This window comes from Stutzerimonas stutzeri KOS6 (assembly GCF_000307775.2).
In the GTDB taxonomy this organism is placed as follows: domain Bacteria; phylum Pseudomonadota; class Gammaproteobacteria; order Pseudomonadales; family Pseudomonadaceae; genus Stutzerimonas; species Stutzerimonas stutzeri_B.
In genome coordinates this window covers 2074479-2090883 of sequence record NZ_KK020676.1, presented here as the reverse complement: position 1 = coordinate 2090883, position 16405 = coordinate 2074479, and the positions used below count along the sequence as shown (strand labels likewise).

Sequence of the window (16405 nt, the reverse complement as noted above, 5' to 3'; positions counted from 1 at the left end):
CCCTAAGGGTGGCGAGAGGGCGGGGCGCTTGGTTTATCCAGGTAATTACAACAAGGCAGCAGAACTAGATGCGCACCTTCTTCCGAAAGTAAAGCGCACATATGGCGAAGAATCTGACGAGTACTCTTACGTTAAACAGCTGCGCGATTGGTGTGCATCTGTTGGGATGTTGCGATCCGAAATTAAGTTACGTTCTGAGTACCTTAAGCGAGAGTGCCTTTCCTATTGGGGGCTATTTGATGAGGCCAGATTGGCCGCAATACATGACGAATTCTTACGAGTAGGTGAGAAAATGACCTTAGATGCTTACGACATACAGTCGATCAGCGAAAAGTTATTGGCTGAGAAAATTTGCGCCTCTATGCAGGCTGCAACCCGTACAGCTACTTATGCTTATGAGTGGATGAACGGAAAAACCTTTGACTTTAACAAAAGCGCTGTTCAAGACCATCGTGCTCGTCTTCGTCAGATCGGCATAGATATTAAGTTGCCCTATGACACCACCAAGTCCGGCGTTGTGTTTATTACCAACTGTCGTGAGGTTAACGTATCTCATGATGTCCAGATTCCGAGCTTCTACCGTCATGCCGTAGTGCCTCGTCATCTTCAATTGGTGGCTGCATGAAAACTCTTAAGGGATACGCCTGCGATTGTTGCGGCGCTGAACTAGTGCTGGACATTGAGCTTGATGCTCGCGGCGCTGTTGATTGGGCTAATCAAGCTGAGCATGTATGCGAGCTTTGCGTTTTTGGCGTTCTTCCTGATCCGGTCGAGGATTTCGAATGCGGAAGGTAAGTTTTCAAGGAACTGCGTTAAGCTCCAAGCAGCGCGCACGCATTGCCTCCCAAAAACCGTATGACTCCATTGATTGGGATTCTCTTCGCCAAACTCTCAAGTCTCGCGAGACTACGCGTTCTCCTGTTATTCCTGATGATGTTAGTAATGATTGGTACCGGGACCTTGAAAATCGGTTCCGTCAATATGGCCGTTGCGAATTCCAAGCGCAAGGCACTCCATGTGTTGCCGATATGTTCGGCTTTTAAATAGGTGATTCTATGACTCAGATTGCTAACGGTTTCGTCCAGGGTGTTGTTGATAAGGGAGAGGGCGACAAGGCGTTCGCTATTATTGGTATCAGCATTACTAAGACAAATCGTAATGGCTTTGAGGAAACAGCCATTATGGAATTTACTGTTCGTGGCGAACAGTTTAAAAACGGTCTGCACAACGTATATCGCCAGCTTAAAGGCACCGAAGTTTATGCCCCATATAGCGATGAGATTGATACGTACTATAAGGACAATCCTCGTATTCGATACACCCTTGGCGGAATACCGCTTCGCTTGCAAGAGGCTCTTGCCGGTAACGGCTTAAAGCAAGTCGATAAAGCATCGTAATGGACGTTTTTCTAGCGAATATCACGCTCGGCGATTTATGGGCGTTGCAGTTCGTTACTGGCATGGCTCAGATAATTGGCCTTGGCCTTATTCATGGTCACCAGCGATAGGAGGTCACATGGCGTTGTCCTGGTCTGTTTATCTCTTCGTTGCTGGTGTCTATCTAGGTTGTCTCGGGATCGGCATCGCCTGGGGTATGTTCCGGCTCGGCTGGAAGGAAGTTCTCGATGCCTCTGTTTAACTCAAACTCAACAAGGATTATTCCTATGCAACAACTGAAAAAGCTTTTCTCCCGCGCTGCGGGTTCCAAGTCGGTCGCCGTCATCACTGTCGGCGCTGCCTCCGCTGTTCCGGTGGCCGCCAATGCTGCTATCGAAGTGCCGCCGGAAATGCTGGCCGTCTTCACCGATCTGGCTACCGCCTTCGGTACTTTGATGGCTGCGGGCGCTGTGCTGTTCGGTGTTATCCGTGGTGGTGTTGCTCTGTTCAAACTCGCCCGGACCATGTTCGGCGCGGCTGGAGCCTAAGACGATGGCCGGTAGTTCGCGCAGGTCTATCGGCCTAACTCTGACCCTCACGCTGATGGCGTGGGGGTTTTTTCCGAATTTATATGCTGCCGATGATGGCAGTATTTACTATACCGATGCTGTTTTAAATGGTGTTTCCAATCGTTATCTTGGCGACACTAAAGAGAATGCTTGTAGGCAGATTCCTGAGTCTGATATTACGTCGCAATATTCCACTTGGTACTCAAACGGTACTAACTGGACCTTTGTCGGCTTTGCATACGCTGACAGTTATTGCCGCTATAACTATAAACATCCTACAACTGGCGAAGTTAAGGTTGGCGGTTTTAATTCTCGTGTTAATTTATTTGGTAACTGTTCTGGTACTGCTGGGCAGACAAAGGAGCTAAAAGGCCCTGAATCCCCTATAGTTTGGTCTGGTGGTTCCCCTTATGTAATTTCTACGTTTGATCCTGATGCGGAATATTGTGTTGATGCCTGTGTTTATACCGGCGCATCTAAAACTAATTGTTATGCTTCCTCTGGTTCCACTGATCTTGGTTATTGTAATTTTTATGTTGGTAGTCTTGGTACTAAATCCTGTTCCGGTAATGCTCCGACTGCTGTAGTTGGTGACTCCTTGCCTACTGTTGATCCAAACCAGCCAACCGACCCGACTGACCCCACCGACCCCACCGACCCCACGGACCCCACTAATCCCACTGATCCTGGTACTGGTGGCGGCAACGCTGGTGATCCTGTAACGCCTCCCGATCCTGTCGATACGTCTGATCCTGACGCTGCTACAACTGGTGATGTCGCGACTCTCGGTAATCGTCTCGTTGAGTCCACTTATGAGGCTGCAAATGGCGTCATATCCGCTATCAATGGTCTAGGCAATAAGGTTGATGCTGTTGGCGATAAGGTCGACGGTCTAGGCGACAAAATCGACGCTCTCAACGGTGACCCATATTCAGAGGGAGAGGGCGAGGCGCCTGGTAACGCTGAAGGCATCGGCGACGATGCTGGTACTAGTCTGGCCGACCAGATTAACCAGGCCGTCGACGCAGAGGTCCAGGCGCGATCTGATGCCTATGATGAAGATTTAGCCCAAATTGACGGCATGGTTTCCGACATGCTTGGCGATGATGCCTCTAGTATCGGTGGCGACATTATTGATGGTCTATTTCCTGCTGCCGCTTCCTGTTCCGACTATACAGTTACTTGGAATCCTGATTACGCGCCGTTAGTTCTTCCTGTCTGCCAGCTCACCAGACTTAAATCGATCTTGGAATGGTTATTCGGCATCCTGACTGCTATTTATGTCTGGCGCACGATAATGAATACGCTTAATCAATCTGCTACTAACGCTGTCCGCAACGCGGCTTAAAACGCGATGACTGCCGCAACTCGGCGCAGCCGGGGCGGCGGTAGTCGGCGCGTTTCATCACTCGTAATGGGTTATTAATATGCAATTTCTTGTCGGTTTCTTTGCTCGTTTCTTTTTCAGATTGTTTTCTTGGGTTGGTACTTTTCTTCTCGCCTTCCTTTCTCCTCTTGTTGTCCCTGTTATTAAGGGTATCGGAAAGTTATTCTCTAACCGCGCCCGCTTTCTTCTTATGTTCGCTACTATAGCCGGTTATATAGCCATATTTATTGGCGTCATGACTGCGCTTGCCGCTTCCGTTATGTCGTTTGTCCCTGCCGAATATGTTTCTGTAGCTAGAATGTTTGTCCCTGACAATTTGGCCCTTTGCATGGGTGTTGTATCCGCTGCAAAGTTCTACCAGATTACGTTGCTTTGGAAGATCAAAATTCTCGAAACTCTTACGGCTGCTAAATAATGGCTGTTTATATTGTTACCGGAAAGTTAGGTGCAGGCAAAACTCTTCTTTGCATCCAAAAGATAATGGATTACTTGAAGGCTGGCCGGCCTGTTGCCGTAAACGTCGACGTTAGAATGAATAAGCTGTGTCGCAAGTCTAATAAACATTCTAGGCTCGTCCGTCTTCCTGGCTTGCCGACTGCTAATGATTTGCTTGGCCTTGGTTTCGGCTCTGATGTTTACGACGAAGAAAAGTTTGGCGGTATATTTCTCGATGAGGCCGGTGTCTGGCTCAACTCTCGTGATTGGAATGCAAAGGGTCGAACTGATCTACTCAACTTTTTTCTTTTTCTCCGTAAACGTCGTTGGGATTTGTGGTTGTGCGTTCAAAACGTCAACGTTATTGACAAGCAAATTCGCGAATCTATTGCCGAGCATGTTGTTTATATAAGTCGCCTCGATAAGCTTAAGTTGCCTTTTCCTTTCGGCCTTCTTCTTCGTATTTTCACTCTTGGGCGATTTAAGGGCAGGCTGCCTAAGGTCCATCTAGCAACTGTCAAGCTTGGTTGCAAACATCTTGCTCCCACTGTCGACACATGGGCATATCGGGGCGAGGAGTTTTATAGTTTTTACGACACGACTCAAGAATATAACCAAGGATATGACAAGGGGTCATATTCCATGTTGCCTCCCGGTTACTGGCGTTCGCCTATTCCTGCCGCAAAGCGTGGACTTCGTTTCCTTATGCGTATGACAAAGATATTTTTTCGCCGCACTCGTTTTATTAACTCCTTTTTTCTTGGCGGGGTTCTTTCTCTGGTTTTGTCGTTCGTGATCTTTTCTGGCTTGGTTTTTGTTTCTTCTCCTGCTGCTGTATCTGGTGTCCAGTCTGTTTCTTCTGATTCCCTTCATCAGTTAGAGAAATATCGTGGCTATCGTGTCGCCTTCTATTCATTTGTTAATGGCCGGCATGACTATACGTTTATGGATGAATCCGGTTCTCGCGTTACTACAAATGATCTGATATCGCTTGGTGTTCTCGTTGTTCCTGCTGGTCCTCGGTCTGCCGTGCTTCGTCGCGGCGATGAATCTTTGACTCTCACTCGGTAGTTGCTATGGTTCGCTATCTGTTGTTTTTCGTTATTTTTTTTGCCTCTTCTGCATTCGCCCAGGAACGCGTCGAGTTTTTCGACAGTTCACTTCGTGATCTTGTCGAGTGGTCTAGCCCTATCATCGGTCGTCCTGTTGTTGTCGGTGCTGACGTAAGTAATGTTCCTGTATCGGTTTTTGCTTCCTTTGATGGGGCAGGGGAGTTAGCTGCGCTCCTGGAGCAGACCGTTCTGTCGTCTGGCCTCTTTTATTCTGATTCCGGCCGCGTCATTCGTATTAGCTCACAGCCCATTCCTGAGACGTTCGAATTGGAAACCGCTGTTTTGCAGTTGCAGCATTTGCAAAGCGATTTCGCTGCCGGCTCTATTCGTGAACTCTTGTCGTCCTTGTCTAATGTTCCAGGCTCCGACACTCCCGTTACTGGCGTTCAGGTTTCTGCGTCACCTACAACTAACTCCGTCATCATCACCGCCACCCAGTCGCAGATTGCCGCTGTCCGTCGCGTCCTGGATGAAATAGATCGACCACGCCGTCAGGTGGTTATTACTGCGGTTGTGGCCGAGCTGGCCGACGACGATTTCGAGTCGCTTGGCCTTAATGTCGGCGCTGCCCTTGGTGGTGATTCGTCCGACTTCAACGTCTCTGGCCGTGCTGTGGCTTCTCGTGATGTGTCTGATTTGGGTTTCAGCCTTACATTCAACGGGCCGACACTTTCCGCATTTCTACAGGCTGTCAAATCGACTGGCCGTAATCGTATCCTCTCGACTCCTCAGCTCCTGACGCTCAATCGGGAGCCTGCCAGCATCGTTGTAGGTCAGAACGTCCCTTTCATCACTGGTGAGACAACTAGCGGTGCAACGCCTGCGTCTGACCCTTTCCGGACCATTTCCCGGCAGGATGTAGGCGTCACCTTGAGTGTGCGTCCTCTGATCACTCCGTCCGGCTCTATCGAACTCCAGGTCGAGCAGAGTGCATCGTCTGTTTCGTCTGACCTATCCGCCGCTGACATCATCACCAATACGCGCCGTATTAAAACTACTGTCCAGCTCCAGGACGGTGGCGGTGTGCTGCTTGGTGGCCTCCGATCCCAAGAGACTGAGCGGACTGCCTCTCGTGTTCCGGTCCTTTCGTCGATCCCTGTTGTTGGCCGGCTCTTCCGTTTTGATTCAACCCGTGATCGGGCCACCAATCTCGTTGTCCTGCTCACCGCTCGTGTTCACGGCGACAACGATGTTGTCCAGGTGCCTGATCCTGTCTTGCCCTTGCTTGGTGTCTTAGGAGACGACTGACGTGTTATCCGATGAACTGTTCTACAAGGCTCGCGAATTCAAGAAGGCCCATTTCGCCTATTTCCATCAGTCACACGATGACCCTGAGCAACTGGCTTTGGCTCGTACTCGATGGCAGGCGGAAGCGTGCGAATTTGCTTCTATGGTCCTGGAGCACATCGAGGCAGACGGAACCATCCCGCTGGCTGTTGGCAAATACGTTGATGGCCGCGGCTGGTCCTGATCTCGTTACCGGCCGGCATCGATATGGATATTCATGTATGACTTGGTTTGAGAAGATGATTGACCGTCACCCGTACCGTTTCATTTTTGCCGGGCCGGTGCTTTTGGTTGCATTCATGCTGGTAGCTACTCTTGTTGAGGTCAGCTAAGGCGCTTCGCATAATCTATATTATGTTAAACCAGATGCCATGTTAGAAATGTTCATGAGCTTCGTAAGTCATGCAGCGTTCGCCATTTGTGGCTCCTGACAATAAAAGAGACAAATCTTGCTCAAAAAAAATACAGATTAATCAATGATATGGAAGCTGCAGGATCCTGGAGACCCTTTCGTTGCCCGCCGATATACAGTCAAAAAAGTGGACTCCTGAAGCAATTTTGACTGGTTAAAAAAAATAAAAACAAGACTAGAAATGCTCTGCTACGGTTACGGAAAGCAACTCTAGATTTCGCCACCGGCCGCTGGAGTCTCCGATGCCAGCATACACCATAGACCCGCATCCACTCTTTGCCGGTCCCGAGTCAATGGTCCTGGGCATCGAGCAGTATTATGCTCGCTACCCCTGTGTTGCGGCCTACCTCAAGAGTTTCTCGACTGAGCTTGATGTCGAGAAGGATTTTAAATGGAGCCTGCGCTTCCTTGCGCGCCATAACCGTGCCCCGGGGACTTTCGGTAATTACCGTACATTTGTTGAGCGCTTGCTTCTTTGGAGCTGGGTTTTTGCCGGAAAATCGGCGTTGACGTTAAACCGTGATCAATTTGGACAGTTCCTCTCTTTCTGCAAAAAGCCACCTTCGAATTGGGTCGGTGCTTCGCCGGCGGTCCGATTTATTCAAGATGATGGGAATTGGACTTTTAACGAAGGCTGGCGACCTTTCGATATTCGAAGCCAAACAGAGGCTGACTCCTATCGACCGTTTACGGGTACCTTGCGACAGATACACAGCATCTGTAGTTCTTTTTACAATTTTCTCCATGCAGAAGATGCGGCAGCACTCAATCCTGTCACTGCGTCTCGATCGCACAATGGAAATGCAGAGAGTGGGATTTACCCTGTTCGCAGATATCTTAGTTCAGACCAGCTATATCATGTATTACGGATTCTAGAGTGCCGCGCAGTAGTCAATCCGACAGACGAGCGTGCTCTTTTTATAGTGGCGGCGACGGTTTTTATGTACTTGCGAGCTGCGGATCTCGCAAAATCTGGCGAATACTGTCCAAGTATGGATTGCTTCGTGCTTGAGGACGGCAAGTGGTGGCTGGTGCTAGATGCTCCAGGCACGCCGTCGCAAAGGCTCGCAGTCAACCCAAAATTCTTGCCCTATCTGAAACGCTACCGGAAAAGCCGAGGTCTATCGCCGTTGCCGGAGCAAGATGAGGGAGTACCCATGTTGGAGACTAGCTATGGGCGTCCGGGGCTTTCTGTTCGTCAAATTCGAGATATTGTTCAAGGAGCTCTCAGACAGGTGCATGCGGCTATTACCTCTTCAGGAGAATGTGGTGATCATTGGAATGTTTTACTTGGATCTAGCCTCAGGTTTTTGAGGGACAGTGGCGCGAGGAGTGCTGCTCAAACCCGCGAGCCCGCCGAACTGCAGCGAGATCTACGTATTACGAGTATCGCTTACACCTACGGCAGATATTACCGTGAGTGAAGTAACGACCAGCTTGCGGTCAAGGTGCTTGTAATATCCGATAATGGCTAGACCCGGATATTGCGGAAGTGCCTGAAAGTCCGCATCCTAGACGCATTACACAACCGTAACGGACGTCATGCCTCAAAGTCCTCAGCCCTTGTTCGATACCTTCGAACGCTTCCACGAACTCAATTTCCTCGGGCTTGGCTCTGAGCTTCCAGCAGTGCTCAGCTATCTGCGAGACCTGCCGGCTCGAGCCATGGCCATTGATAGCTACCTGGCTGTGCGCGGCTTCCTCAAGTCTTACGCAGGAAACGAAGCTACATACAACTCGTACCGCACTCACGTCGAGCGGCTGCTTCTCTGGTCTGCCCTGGTCGTCGAAAAGCCTCTCATTGAGCTGCGTCGCCGAGATGCGGAAGCCTTCATGGAGTTTTGCCTGAACCCGCCTGCTGACTGGATCGGTCCCATCGTAAAGTCGCGTTTTGTACGGATTGGAGGCAGGAAGAAAAGTGATACTGACTCCTACAGCGTCAATGGAAATTGGCGTCCATTCGCTACCACAGTGCCAAAGCGGGATCGGAAAATAGCCTCGGAAATGCTAACCGCCCTCCCCTCGAGCGCCTACAAGATGTCACAGGGCTCGGTGGCTCAGGTGTTCGCAGTGTGCGGTAGTTTCTTCCAGCACGCGATAGATGAAGGGTTTACCGAGGTAAACCCGTTCAGGGCAGTTAAGCAGAAGTCGATTTATAAGCAGCGCAACACCCTTGACGTTGCATCTCGTTCGCTAACTCAGCTGCAATGGAGCTTCGTTATCGAGACGGCCGAATTAATGGCCGCAACAGACCCTGTGCACGAGCGAACGCTATTCATCGTCGCCACGCTTTTTTCCATGTACCTCCGCGTGTCCGACCTCGTTGGCCGAGAAAACTGGCAACCGGTAATGGGCGATTTTCGCCGAGACAGCACTGGAAATTGGTGGTTTCACGTTGTAGGAAAAGGCAACAAGGCTGCGAAAATCAGTGTGCGCGATGAGTTCATTGAGTTTTATCTGACCCGCTATCGCAGGTACCTGAAGTTGCCTCCGCTCCCTTCGGCGCATGAGAAACGGCCGTTGCTCAGTACACTTAAAGGCCGAGGTGGCCTTTCTGACCGTCATATCAGGCTACTACTGCAGCAAGTTTTCGATCAGTCTCTTTTGCGAATGACTGAAGATGGCTGGAGCGATGATGAAGTTGACCAGCTTCGATCGGCTTCGCTCCATTGGTTGCGCCACACATCTGCGACTTTCGATGCCCCTCATCGAGACATGAAGGATCTACAGGCCGATTTACGTCATAACAGCCTTAGTACGACACAGAATACTTATTACAACTCTCTCGATGAGCAGCGAGCGCACTCTATCAAACGATTGAAAATAAAAGGCTGACGGTTTGTCTTCCATCCAGTTTGGAAAAACCATGACTTGCGAGGTATTCGCCGTTGCAGCAAAAGCCTTGCCGGCCTGTCGTGGCGTGCATGCCGATCACTTGGATGCGGGTTGTCTGGCGGTTTCGCTTTGCCTAGAATCTCCCGCATGAGAATACGTGTAAGGCTTTTCCTTCTGCTGCTGAGCATCGTGCTTCCCGTGAATGGGATGGCACAGATGCTCATGTCCGTGGGACAGTTAATGCCGCAGGCGCATGTCGAACACGTACCCACTCAGAGTTACGCCGATCACGGCATGAACGATGGCGGTTCGGATTGCGTGGACCAGCACGAAGCCGGCCACGGTTCGTTCGTCTGCAAGTCCGGCCATGAGTGCAAAAGCAGCAGCCTGCTGCAGATCTCTCTCGGCAAGCCGCCGGCGCTGCCACTTGGCCAGCCATTGCTTCTTCACCCCAGCGACAACGCTCCCGCTCTGATACCGGATGCCGTCTGGCATCCCCCCCGCGCCTGATTTCCGTTCTGCCCTAGCTCCTGTTCCATACGTTCGTTCGTTCGGACAGGTATTGCGCGCCCTTTGGCTCGCCTGGAACGTTACTGGAATCCCTACGCATGAAATCCCTACGCCTTCAGGCGCGGCCGTCTACGGTCGCGCTGGCGGTCGCACTGGCGCTCCCTGCCATGGCCAGTGCGCTGAGCCTGGATGAGGCCTTGCGCCTCGCCGAACGCGACGCCCCTTCCCTTGCAGCTCAGGCAGCGAGCGTCGATGCCGCCCTCAATGCGGCCATACCGGCTGCCGAGTTGCCCGATCCCAGACTGGCCATCGGCCTGAGCAACCTGCCCGTTGAGGGCGATCCGGCCTGGCGCACCAATGCTGAGCCGATGACCATGCAGACGATCGGCCTGATGCAGGAGGTGCCCAATCGAGCCAAGCGCCGCGCTAGAACAGATGTGGCGCAGGCTGCCGTTGCACTGGCGCGGACTCAGCAGCACCTGACCCGCCTCGAGGTCCGCCGGCAGACCGCCGAAGCCTGGATCAGCGCCCGTGCGGTCGATGAAAAGCTCGAGCTGTTCGAGACGCTGTATGACGAGAACCGCCTGTTCGCTCGTGCGGTTCAGGCACGCATTGCTGGCGGTGGCGGCAATGCCGCCGACAGCATTCTGCCCAGGCAGGAAGCCGCACTGCTTGCCGAGCAGGAAGATCAGCTGTTGCGGAATCGCCAGGTGGCGCGCGCTGCTCTGCGTCGCTGGATTGGCGACGTCGCCGAGCAATCGCTGAGCGACGAGTGGCCGCGCTGGCCGACCGAGGCCGCGTTTTACCAGGACCACTTGCAACATCATCCGGAGTTGCAGGCCTACGATCCGCTGACCCGTGAAGCCGAGGCCCGAATGCAGGAAGCCATCGCCGACAAGCGTCCGGACTGGGCCTGGGGCGTGGAGTATGGCCGTCGCGAAGCCTACGGCGACATGATGAGCTTCAATTTGAGCTTCGATCTGCCGGTATTCGCCGGCTCCCGCCAGGACCCACGCATCGCCGCGGAACGGGCCCGCATCGCCCAGGTCGCGGCTGAACGTGACGCCGCATCACGCATGCACCGCGAGGATCTGAGCGCGGGCCTCGCCGAAATGGAGCGCCTGGAGCGCAGCCTCGCCCGTCTCGATGAAACGCTGGTTCCGTTGGCCGAAGAGAAGGTCCGCCTGGCCATGGCCGACTACCGAGGTGGGCGCGGCAGCCTGGCTGCCGTGCTCGAGGCCCGCAAGGACCTGGTCGAGACGCGCCTGCGGCGTATCGACGTCACCCGTGACAGCGCCCTCGCCAATGCCCGCCTGTATTTCGCCTTTGGAGCCGAACAATGAATCCGCGTCTCAAGCGTCTGGCCCTGATGGTCAGCCTCCCGATGCTGCTCAGTGCCACCGATGTCTTCGCCGTATCGAGCCATGCCGACAAGCCGGATAGCGACGGCCGCGAAGTGCTCTACTGGTACGACCCGATGTACCCGCAGCAGCAGTTCGACAAGCCCGGCAAGTCACCCTTCATGGACATGGACCTGGTGCCGCGCTACGCCGAAGAGGGCGGCGATGCCGCCAGCATCCGTATCGATCCGGGCATCGCCCAGAACCTCGGCATGCGCGTGGCCACGGCCAGCCGACAGAACATCAGCCAGACCCTCGATGCAGTGGGCGCACTGGCCTTCGACAACCGCGACGTTGCGCTGGTGCAGGCGCGCGCGGGCGGCTTCGTCGAGCGGGTCTACGACCGCGCGCCGGAAGATGTCATCGAAAAAGGCGCGCCACTGGCCGATCTGCTGATACCGGAATGGGGCGCCGCCCAGGCCGAATACCTGGCCCTGCGCGACCTCGGCGAGCCGGGCCTGCTGGCCGCGGCTCGCCAGCGCCTGCGCCTGGCCGGGATGCCGGCCGAGCTGATCGCCCGCCTGGAGCGGACCGGCCAGCCGCTGACCACCTGGACCGTGACCAGCCCCATCGGCGGGGTGCTGCAGTCACTGGAGGTGCGCGAGGGCATGACCCTCACGGCCGGCGCCACCCTGGCGCGGGTCAACGGGCTGGACACGGTCTGGCTGGAAGTGGCCGTACCCGAGGCGCAGGCTGCCGGCCTCAGCCAGGGCCAACCGGTCCAGGCGCGCCTGCCGGCGTTCCCCGGCGAACCGGTCGAAGGCCGCATCCAGGCCGTGCTGCCGCTCGCTGATCTGCAGAGCCGTACGGTGCGGGTGCGGGTCGAGCTGCCCAACCCCGAGCAGCGCCTGCGCCCGGGCATGACGGCCGAAGTCACCCTGAACGCCGAGGAGCAACTGGCCCTGGTGGTGCCCACCGAAGCGGTGATCCGTACCGGCAAACGCAGCATCGTGATGCTGGCCGAGGCGAACGGCCGCTATCGCCCGGTGGGGATTCGCACCGGGCGCGAGGCCGGTGACTTCACCGTGGTGCTCGAAGGGCTCGAGGAAGGCCAGCAGGTGGTCGCCTCCGGCCAGTTCCTGCTGGACTCCGAAGCCAGCCTGCGGGGCATCACCGCCCAGGCAGTCAGTGCACCGGCCATCGCGGGGCCAGCGCTGCATGAGGCGGAAGGCACCATCGTCGAGATCGACGGCGACATGGTCGGCCTGTCCCATGGCCCGTTCAAGACCTTGGGCATGCCGGGCATGACCATGCCCTTCCCTGTGGCGAACATGGTCGTGCTGGAGGGCTTCAAGGCCGGCGACCGTGTCCGCGTCGGCGTGTCCCAGACCGACGAGGGACTGTTCATCGAGCGCCTGGAAAAGCTCGATGAACACGCTGGGCATGGGGGGCATCAGCCATGATCGCCGCCATCATTCGCTGGTCGGTGGCCAACCGCTTCCTGGTCATCCTGGCCACCCTGTTCGCCGTGGCCTGGGGCGTGTGGTCGGTGAAGAACAGCCCGATCGACGCCCTGCCGGACCTGTCCGACGTGCAGGTGATCATCCGCACGCCCTATGCCGGCCAGGCACCGCAGATCGTCGAGAACCAGGTCACCTACCCGCTGGCCACTACCATGCTCTCGGTGCCGGGCGCCAAGACCGTGCGCGGCTATTCGTTCTTCGGCGACAGCTATGTCTACGTGCTGTTCGAGGACGGCACCGACCTCTACTGGGCCCGCTCGCGGGTGCTGGAATACCTGAGTCAGGTGCAGGGCCGCCTGCCCGAGGGCGCAACCCCGGCACTGGGGCCGGACGCCACCGGCGTCGGCTGGATCTACCAGTACGCGCTGGTGGACCGCAGCGGCACGCATGATCTGGCCCAGCTGCGCTCGCTGCAGGACTGGTTCCTGCGCTACGAGCTGAAGACCCTGCCCAACGTCGCCGAAGTGGCGCCCATCGGCGGCATGGTCAAGCAGTACCAGGTGGTGCTCGACCCGGTGCGCATGGCCAGTCGCGGCATCACCCAGCAGCAGGTAGCCCAGGCCATCGACGCCGCCAACCGGGAAACTGGCGGCAGCGTGCTGGCCCTGGCCGAAGCCGAGTACATGGTGCGCGCCTCGGGCTACCTGCAGTCGCTGACGGACTTCCGCCAGATCCCGCTGAAGCTCGATGCCGCCGGCACGCCAGTGACCCTGGGGGACGTCGCCCACATCCAGCTCGGCCCGGAAATGCGCCGGGGCATCGCCGAGCTGGATGGCGAGGGCGAAGTAGTCGGCGGCGTGGTGATCCTGCGCAGCGGCAAGAATGCCCGCGAAACCATCGCCGCGGTGCAGACGCGCCTGGACGAGCTGGGCAAGAGCCTGCCGGCGGGCGTGGAGATCGTTACCACCTACGACCGCAGCCAGCTGATCGACCGCGCGGTGGAGAACCTCAGCCACAAACTGATCGAGGAGTTCATCGTGGTGGCGCTGGTCTGCGCCCTCTTCCTCTGGCACCTGCGCTCGTCGCTGGTGGCCATCGTCTCGCTGCCGGTTGGCGTTCTGGTGGCCTTCATCATCATGCAGAAGCAGGGAGTCAACGCCAACATCATGTCCCTCGGCGGGATCGCCATTGCCATTGGCGCCATGGTCGACGCCGCGGTGGTGATGATCGAAAACGCCCACAAGCACATTGAGCACTGGCGCGAGAAGCATCCGGGCGAGGCGCTCAAGGGCGCCGCGCACTGGAAGGTGATCACCGAAGCGGCGGTGGAAGTCGGCCCGGCGCTGTTCTTCAGCCTGCTGATCATCACCCTGTCGTTCATCCCGGTATTCACCCTCGAGGCCCAGGAAGGCCGCCTGTTCGGCCCGCTGGCCTTCACCAAGACCTACGCCATGGCCGCCGCCGCGGCGCTGTCGGTGACCCTGGTGCCGGTGCTGATGGGCTTCTGGATTCGCGGCAAGATCCCGGACGAGGCGAAGAACCCGCTCAATCGCGGGCTGATCCGCATCTACCGACCGGCGCTGAATGCGGTGCTCAAGTGGCCCAAGACCACCCTGGCCGTGGCCCTGGCGATCTTCCTCACCGGGCTCTATCCGGTCAGCCGGCTGGGTGGCGAGTTCCTGCCGCCGCTGGACGAAGGCGACCTGCTGTACATGCCTACCGCCCTGCCCGGCCTGTCGGCGCAGAAGGCCAGCGAGCTGCTGCAGCAGACCGACCGGCTGATCAAGACCGTGCCGGAGGTGGCGCGGGTCTTCGGCAAGGCCGGCCGTGCCGACAGCGCCACCGACCCGGCACCGCTGGTGATGTTCGAGACCACGATCCAGTTCAAGCCCAGGGACCAGTGGCGCGAAGGGATGACCCCGGAAAAGCTGATCGAGGAACTGGACCGCGCGGTGCAGGTGCCGGGTCTGGCCAACCTGTGGATTCCGCCGATCCGCAACCGCATCGACATGCTCGCCACCGGCATCAAGAGCCCCATCGGGGTCAAGGTGGCTGGCAGCGACCTGGCGCAGATCGACAAGGCCACCGCCCAGGTCGAGCGGATCGCCAAAGAGATTCCCGGCGTGTCCTCGGCGCTGGCCGAGCGGATGACCGGCGGCCGCTACATCGACGTAGACATCGACCGCGCCGCGGCGGCGCGCTACGGGCTGAACATCGCCGAGGTACAGGCCATCGTCGCCGGCGCCATCGGCGGGGCGAAGGTGGGCGAGACGGTGGAGGGCCTGGCCCGCTATCCGATCAACCTGCGCTACGGCCGCGAGTGGCGCGACTCGGTCGGCGACCTGCGCGAATTGCCGATCTACACCCCCCGGGGCAGCCAGATCACCCTCGGTACGGTCGCCGACATTCGCGTCTCTGACGGCCCGCCGATGCTGAAAAGCGAGAACGCCCGGCTGTCTGGCTGGGTGTACATCGACGTACGCGGGCGCGACATCGGCTCTGTGGTCGGCGACCTGCGCCAGGCCATCGACGCGCAGCTCGAACTCGCCCCGGGCATGAGCCTCAGCTACTCCGGGCAGTTCGAGTACATGGAGCGGGCCAACGCGCGGCTGAAACTGGTGGTGCCGGCGACCCTGGCGATCATCTTCGTGCTGCTCTACCAGACCTTCGGCCGTGCCGGCGAGGCCACGCTGATCATGGCCACCCTGCCCTTCGCCCTCACCGGCGGGGTCTGGTTCCTCTGGCTGCTCGGCTACAACCTGTCGATCGCCACCGGGGTGGGCTTCATCGCCCTGGCCGGCGTGGCCGCCGAGTTCGGCGTGATCATGCTGCTGTACTTGAAGAACGCCTGGGAAGAGAAACAGCTCGCCGGGCACGTCGGCGAGCCGGCGCTGCTCGATGCCATCCGCTTCGGCGCGGTGCAGCGCGTGCGCCCCAAGGCGATGACCGTGGCGGTGATCATCGCAGGACTGCTGCCGATCCTCTGGGGCAGCGGCACCGGCAGCGAGATCATGAGCCGCATCGCCGCGCCCATGGTCGGCGGCATGATCACCGCCCCCCTGCTGTCCCTGTTCGTCCTGCCGGCGGCCTATCTCCTGATGCGCCGCCGCCAGTCCTCGGCCGTCGTGCCAGCCACCGCCAACACCACTGTTACCGAAACGGGAGTCACGCCATGAAAACCCTGATCAGCACCCTCGCCACCCTCGCCCTGGTCCCGGCCGCCTACGCCGCCGACATGCAGCACTCAGGCAGCATGCCCATGGACCACTCGAGCATGAACCACAGCCAGATGCAGCACGAGCAGGCGGCGCAGACCGCCAGCGCCACCGGCACGGTGAAGAAGATCGACCCGGACCGGGGCTACATCACGATTGCTCACGGGCCAGTGGAGTCCCTGCAATGGCCGGCGATGGTCATGCCCTTCAAGGCCAGTACCGAGCAACTTGCGCAGGTCGAGATCGGCGATGAGGTGACGTTCGAGTTTCTATCCGCCAGCGGCATGACGGCCAGGCTGACGTCACTGAGCAAGCGCTAGAGGAACAGGCTGCCAGCAGTTGGTCGGGCGACGGTTATGGCGTTCGGCCGGTTCGCTGGCACGTGGCGCCCTCGATCGGTTACGACCTAGGCTCTGTACGAAAAGTGCCTGCGCTCGGTGATGCTTCGTTAAAAACGGGTTCGG

Annotated in this window: 16 protein-coding genes; 15 read left to right on the top strand and 1 reads right to left on the bottom strand. The window is 57.2% G+C overall.

Annotated features, from left to right (window positions below; genetic code table 11):
- The 11 genes from B597_RS46480 to B597_RS37625 form a co-directional block, all read left to right on the top strand.
- The coding region (locus B597_RS46480) for a phage/plasmid replication domain-containing protein (protein ID WP_024162174.1) at positions 1-625 on the top strand (625 nt) is incomplete at its 5' end.
- A 430-nt stretch (positions 626-1055) separates the two neighbouring features.
- Positions 1056-1397: a hypothetical protein gene (locus tag B597_RS46470; protein ID WP_003291996.1), complete on the top strand. Its 342-nt coding sequence runs from the start codon at positions 1056-1058 to the stop codon at positions 1395-1397.
- 118 nt (positions 1398-1515) lie between these two features.
- The gene (locus B597_RS47830; protein WP_024162171.1) at positions 1516-1638 is read left to right on the top strand and encodes a hypothetical protein; all 123 of its coding nucleotides are present in this window, start codon (positions 1516-1518) and stop codon (positions 1636-1638) included.
- Between the two features lie 25 nt (positions 1639-1663).
- Complete coding sequence (locus B597_RS37650) at positions 1664-1924, top strand: hypothetical protein (protein ID WP_003291997.1); 261 nt, start codon at positions 1664-1666, stop codon at positions 1922-1924.
- Between the two features lie 4 nt (positions 1925-1928).
- Positions 1929-3293 carry a hypothetical protein gene (locus B597_RS46465; protein ID WP_082321533.1) on the top strand — a complete coding sequence of 455 codons (1365 nt, stop codon included), beginning with the start codon at positions 1929-1931 and terminating at the stop codon, positions 3291-3293.
- A gap of 79 nt (positions 3294-3372) precedes the next feature.
- Complete coding sequence (locus tag B597_RS0223480) at positions 3373-3747, top strand: hypothetical protein (RefSeq protein WP_003291998.1); 375 nt, start codon at positions 3373-3375, stop codon at positions 3745-3747.
- Positions 3747-4838, top strand: a complete 1092-nt coding sequence (locus B597_RS46460) for a zonular occludens toxin domain-containing protein (RefSeq protein ID WP_082321531.1) — start codon at positions 3747-3749, stop codon at positions 4836-4838. The genes B597_RS0223480 and B597_RS46460 overlap by 1 nt, the downstream gene beginning before the upstream one ends.
- A 5-nt stretch (positions 4839-4843) precedes the next feature.
- On the top strand, positions 4844-6127 hold the full coding sequence (locus B597_RS37640; RefSeq protein WP_003292000.1) for a type II secretion system protein GspD: 1284 nt from the start codon (positions 4844-4846) through the stop codon (positions 6125-6127).
- 1 nt (position 6128) lies between these two features.
- Positions 6129-6350, top strand: a complete 222-nt coding sequence (locus tag B597_RS37635) for a hypothetical protein (RefSeq protein ID WP_003292001.1) — start codon at positions 6129-6131, stop codon at positions 6348-6350.
- A gap of 470 nt (positions 6351-6820) precedes the next feature.
- Positions 6821-8002 (top strand): integrase, encoded by a 1182-nt coding sequence (locus B597_RS46455; RefSeq protein WP_226924974.1) that lies wholly within the window; start codon positions 6821-6823, stop codon positions 8000-8002.
- A gap of 118 nt (positions 8003-8120) precedes the next feature.
- The gene (locus tag B597_RS37625) at positions 8121-9413 is read left to right on the top strand and encodes a tyrosine-type recombinase/integrase (RefSeq protein ID WP_003292004.1); all 1293 of its coding nucleotides are present in this window, start codon (positions 8121-8123) and stop codon (positions 9411-9413) included.
- Positions 9414-9650: 237 nt separating this feature from the next.
- Here the strand turns inward: B597_RS37625 and B597_RS37620 are convergent, their stop codons facing one another.
- Positions 9651-9908 (bottom strand): hypothetical protein, encoded by a 258-nt coding sequence (locus B597_RS37620; RefSeq protein WP_024162166.1) that lies wholly within the window; start codon positions 9906-9908, stop codon positions 9651-9653.
- 113 nt (positions 9909-10021) lie between these two features.
- Here B597_RS37620 and B597_RS37615 point away from each other — a divergent pair, with 113 nt between their 5' ends.
- From B597_RS37615 to B597_RS37600, 4 genes are read left to right on the top strand one after another with little or no spacing between them, the layout of a single operon-like run.
- Positions 10022-11266 (top strand): TolC family protein, encoded by a 1245-nt coding sequence (locus B597_RS37615; protein WP_003292006.1) that lies wholly within the window; start codon positions 10022-10024, stop codon positions 11264-11266.
- Positions 11263-12726: an efflux RND transporter periplasmic adaptor subunit gene (locus B597_RS37610; RefSeq protein WP_024162165.1), complete on the top strand. Its 1464-nt coding sequence runs from the start codon at positions 11263-11265 to the stop codon at positions 12724-12726. The genes B597_RS37615 and B597_RS37610 overlap by 4 nt, the downstream gene beginning before the upstream one ends.
- Positions 12723-15902 (top strand): efflux RND transporter permease subunit, encoded by a 3180-nt coding sequence (locus B597_RS37605; protein WP_024162164.1) that lies wholly within the window; start codon positions 12723-12725, stop codon positions 15900-15902. Before B597_RS37610 ends, B597_RS37605 begins: the two co-directional genes overlap by 4 nt.
- Positions 15899-16261, top strand: a complete 363-nt coding sequence (locus B597_RS37600; RefSeq protein ID WP_024162163.1) for a copper-binding protein — start codon at positions 15899-15901, stop codon at positions 16259-16261. Before B597_RS37605 ends, B597_RS37600 begins: the two co-directional genes overlap by 4 nt.
- Positions 16262-16405 lie beyond the last annotated feature (144 nt).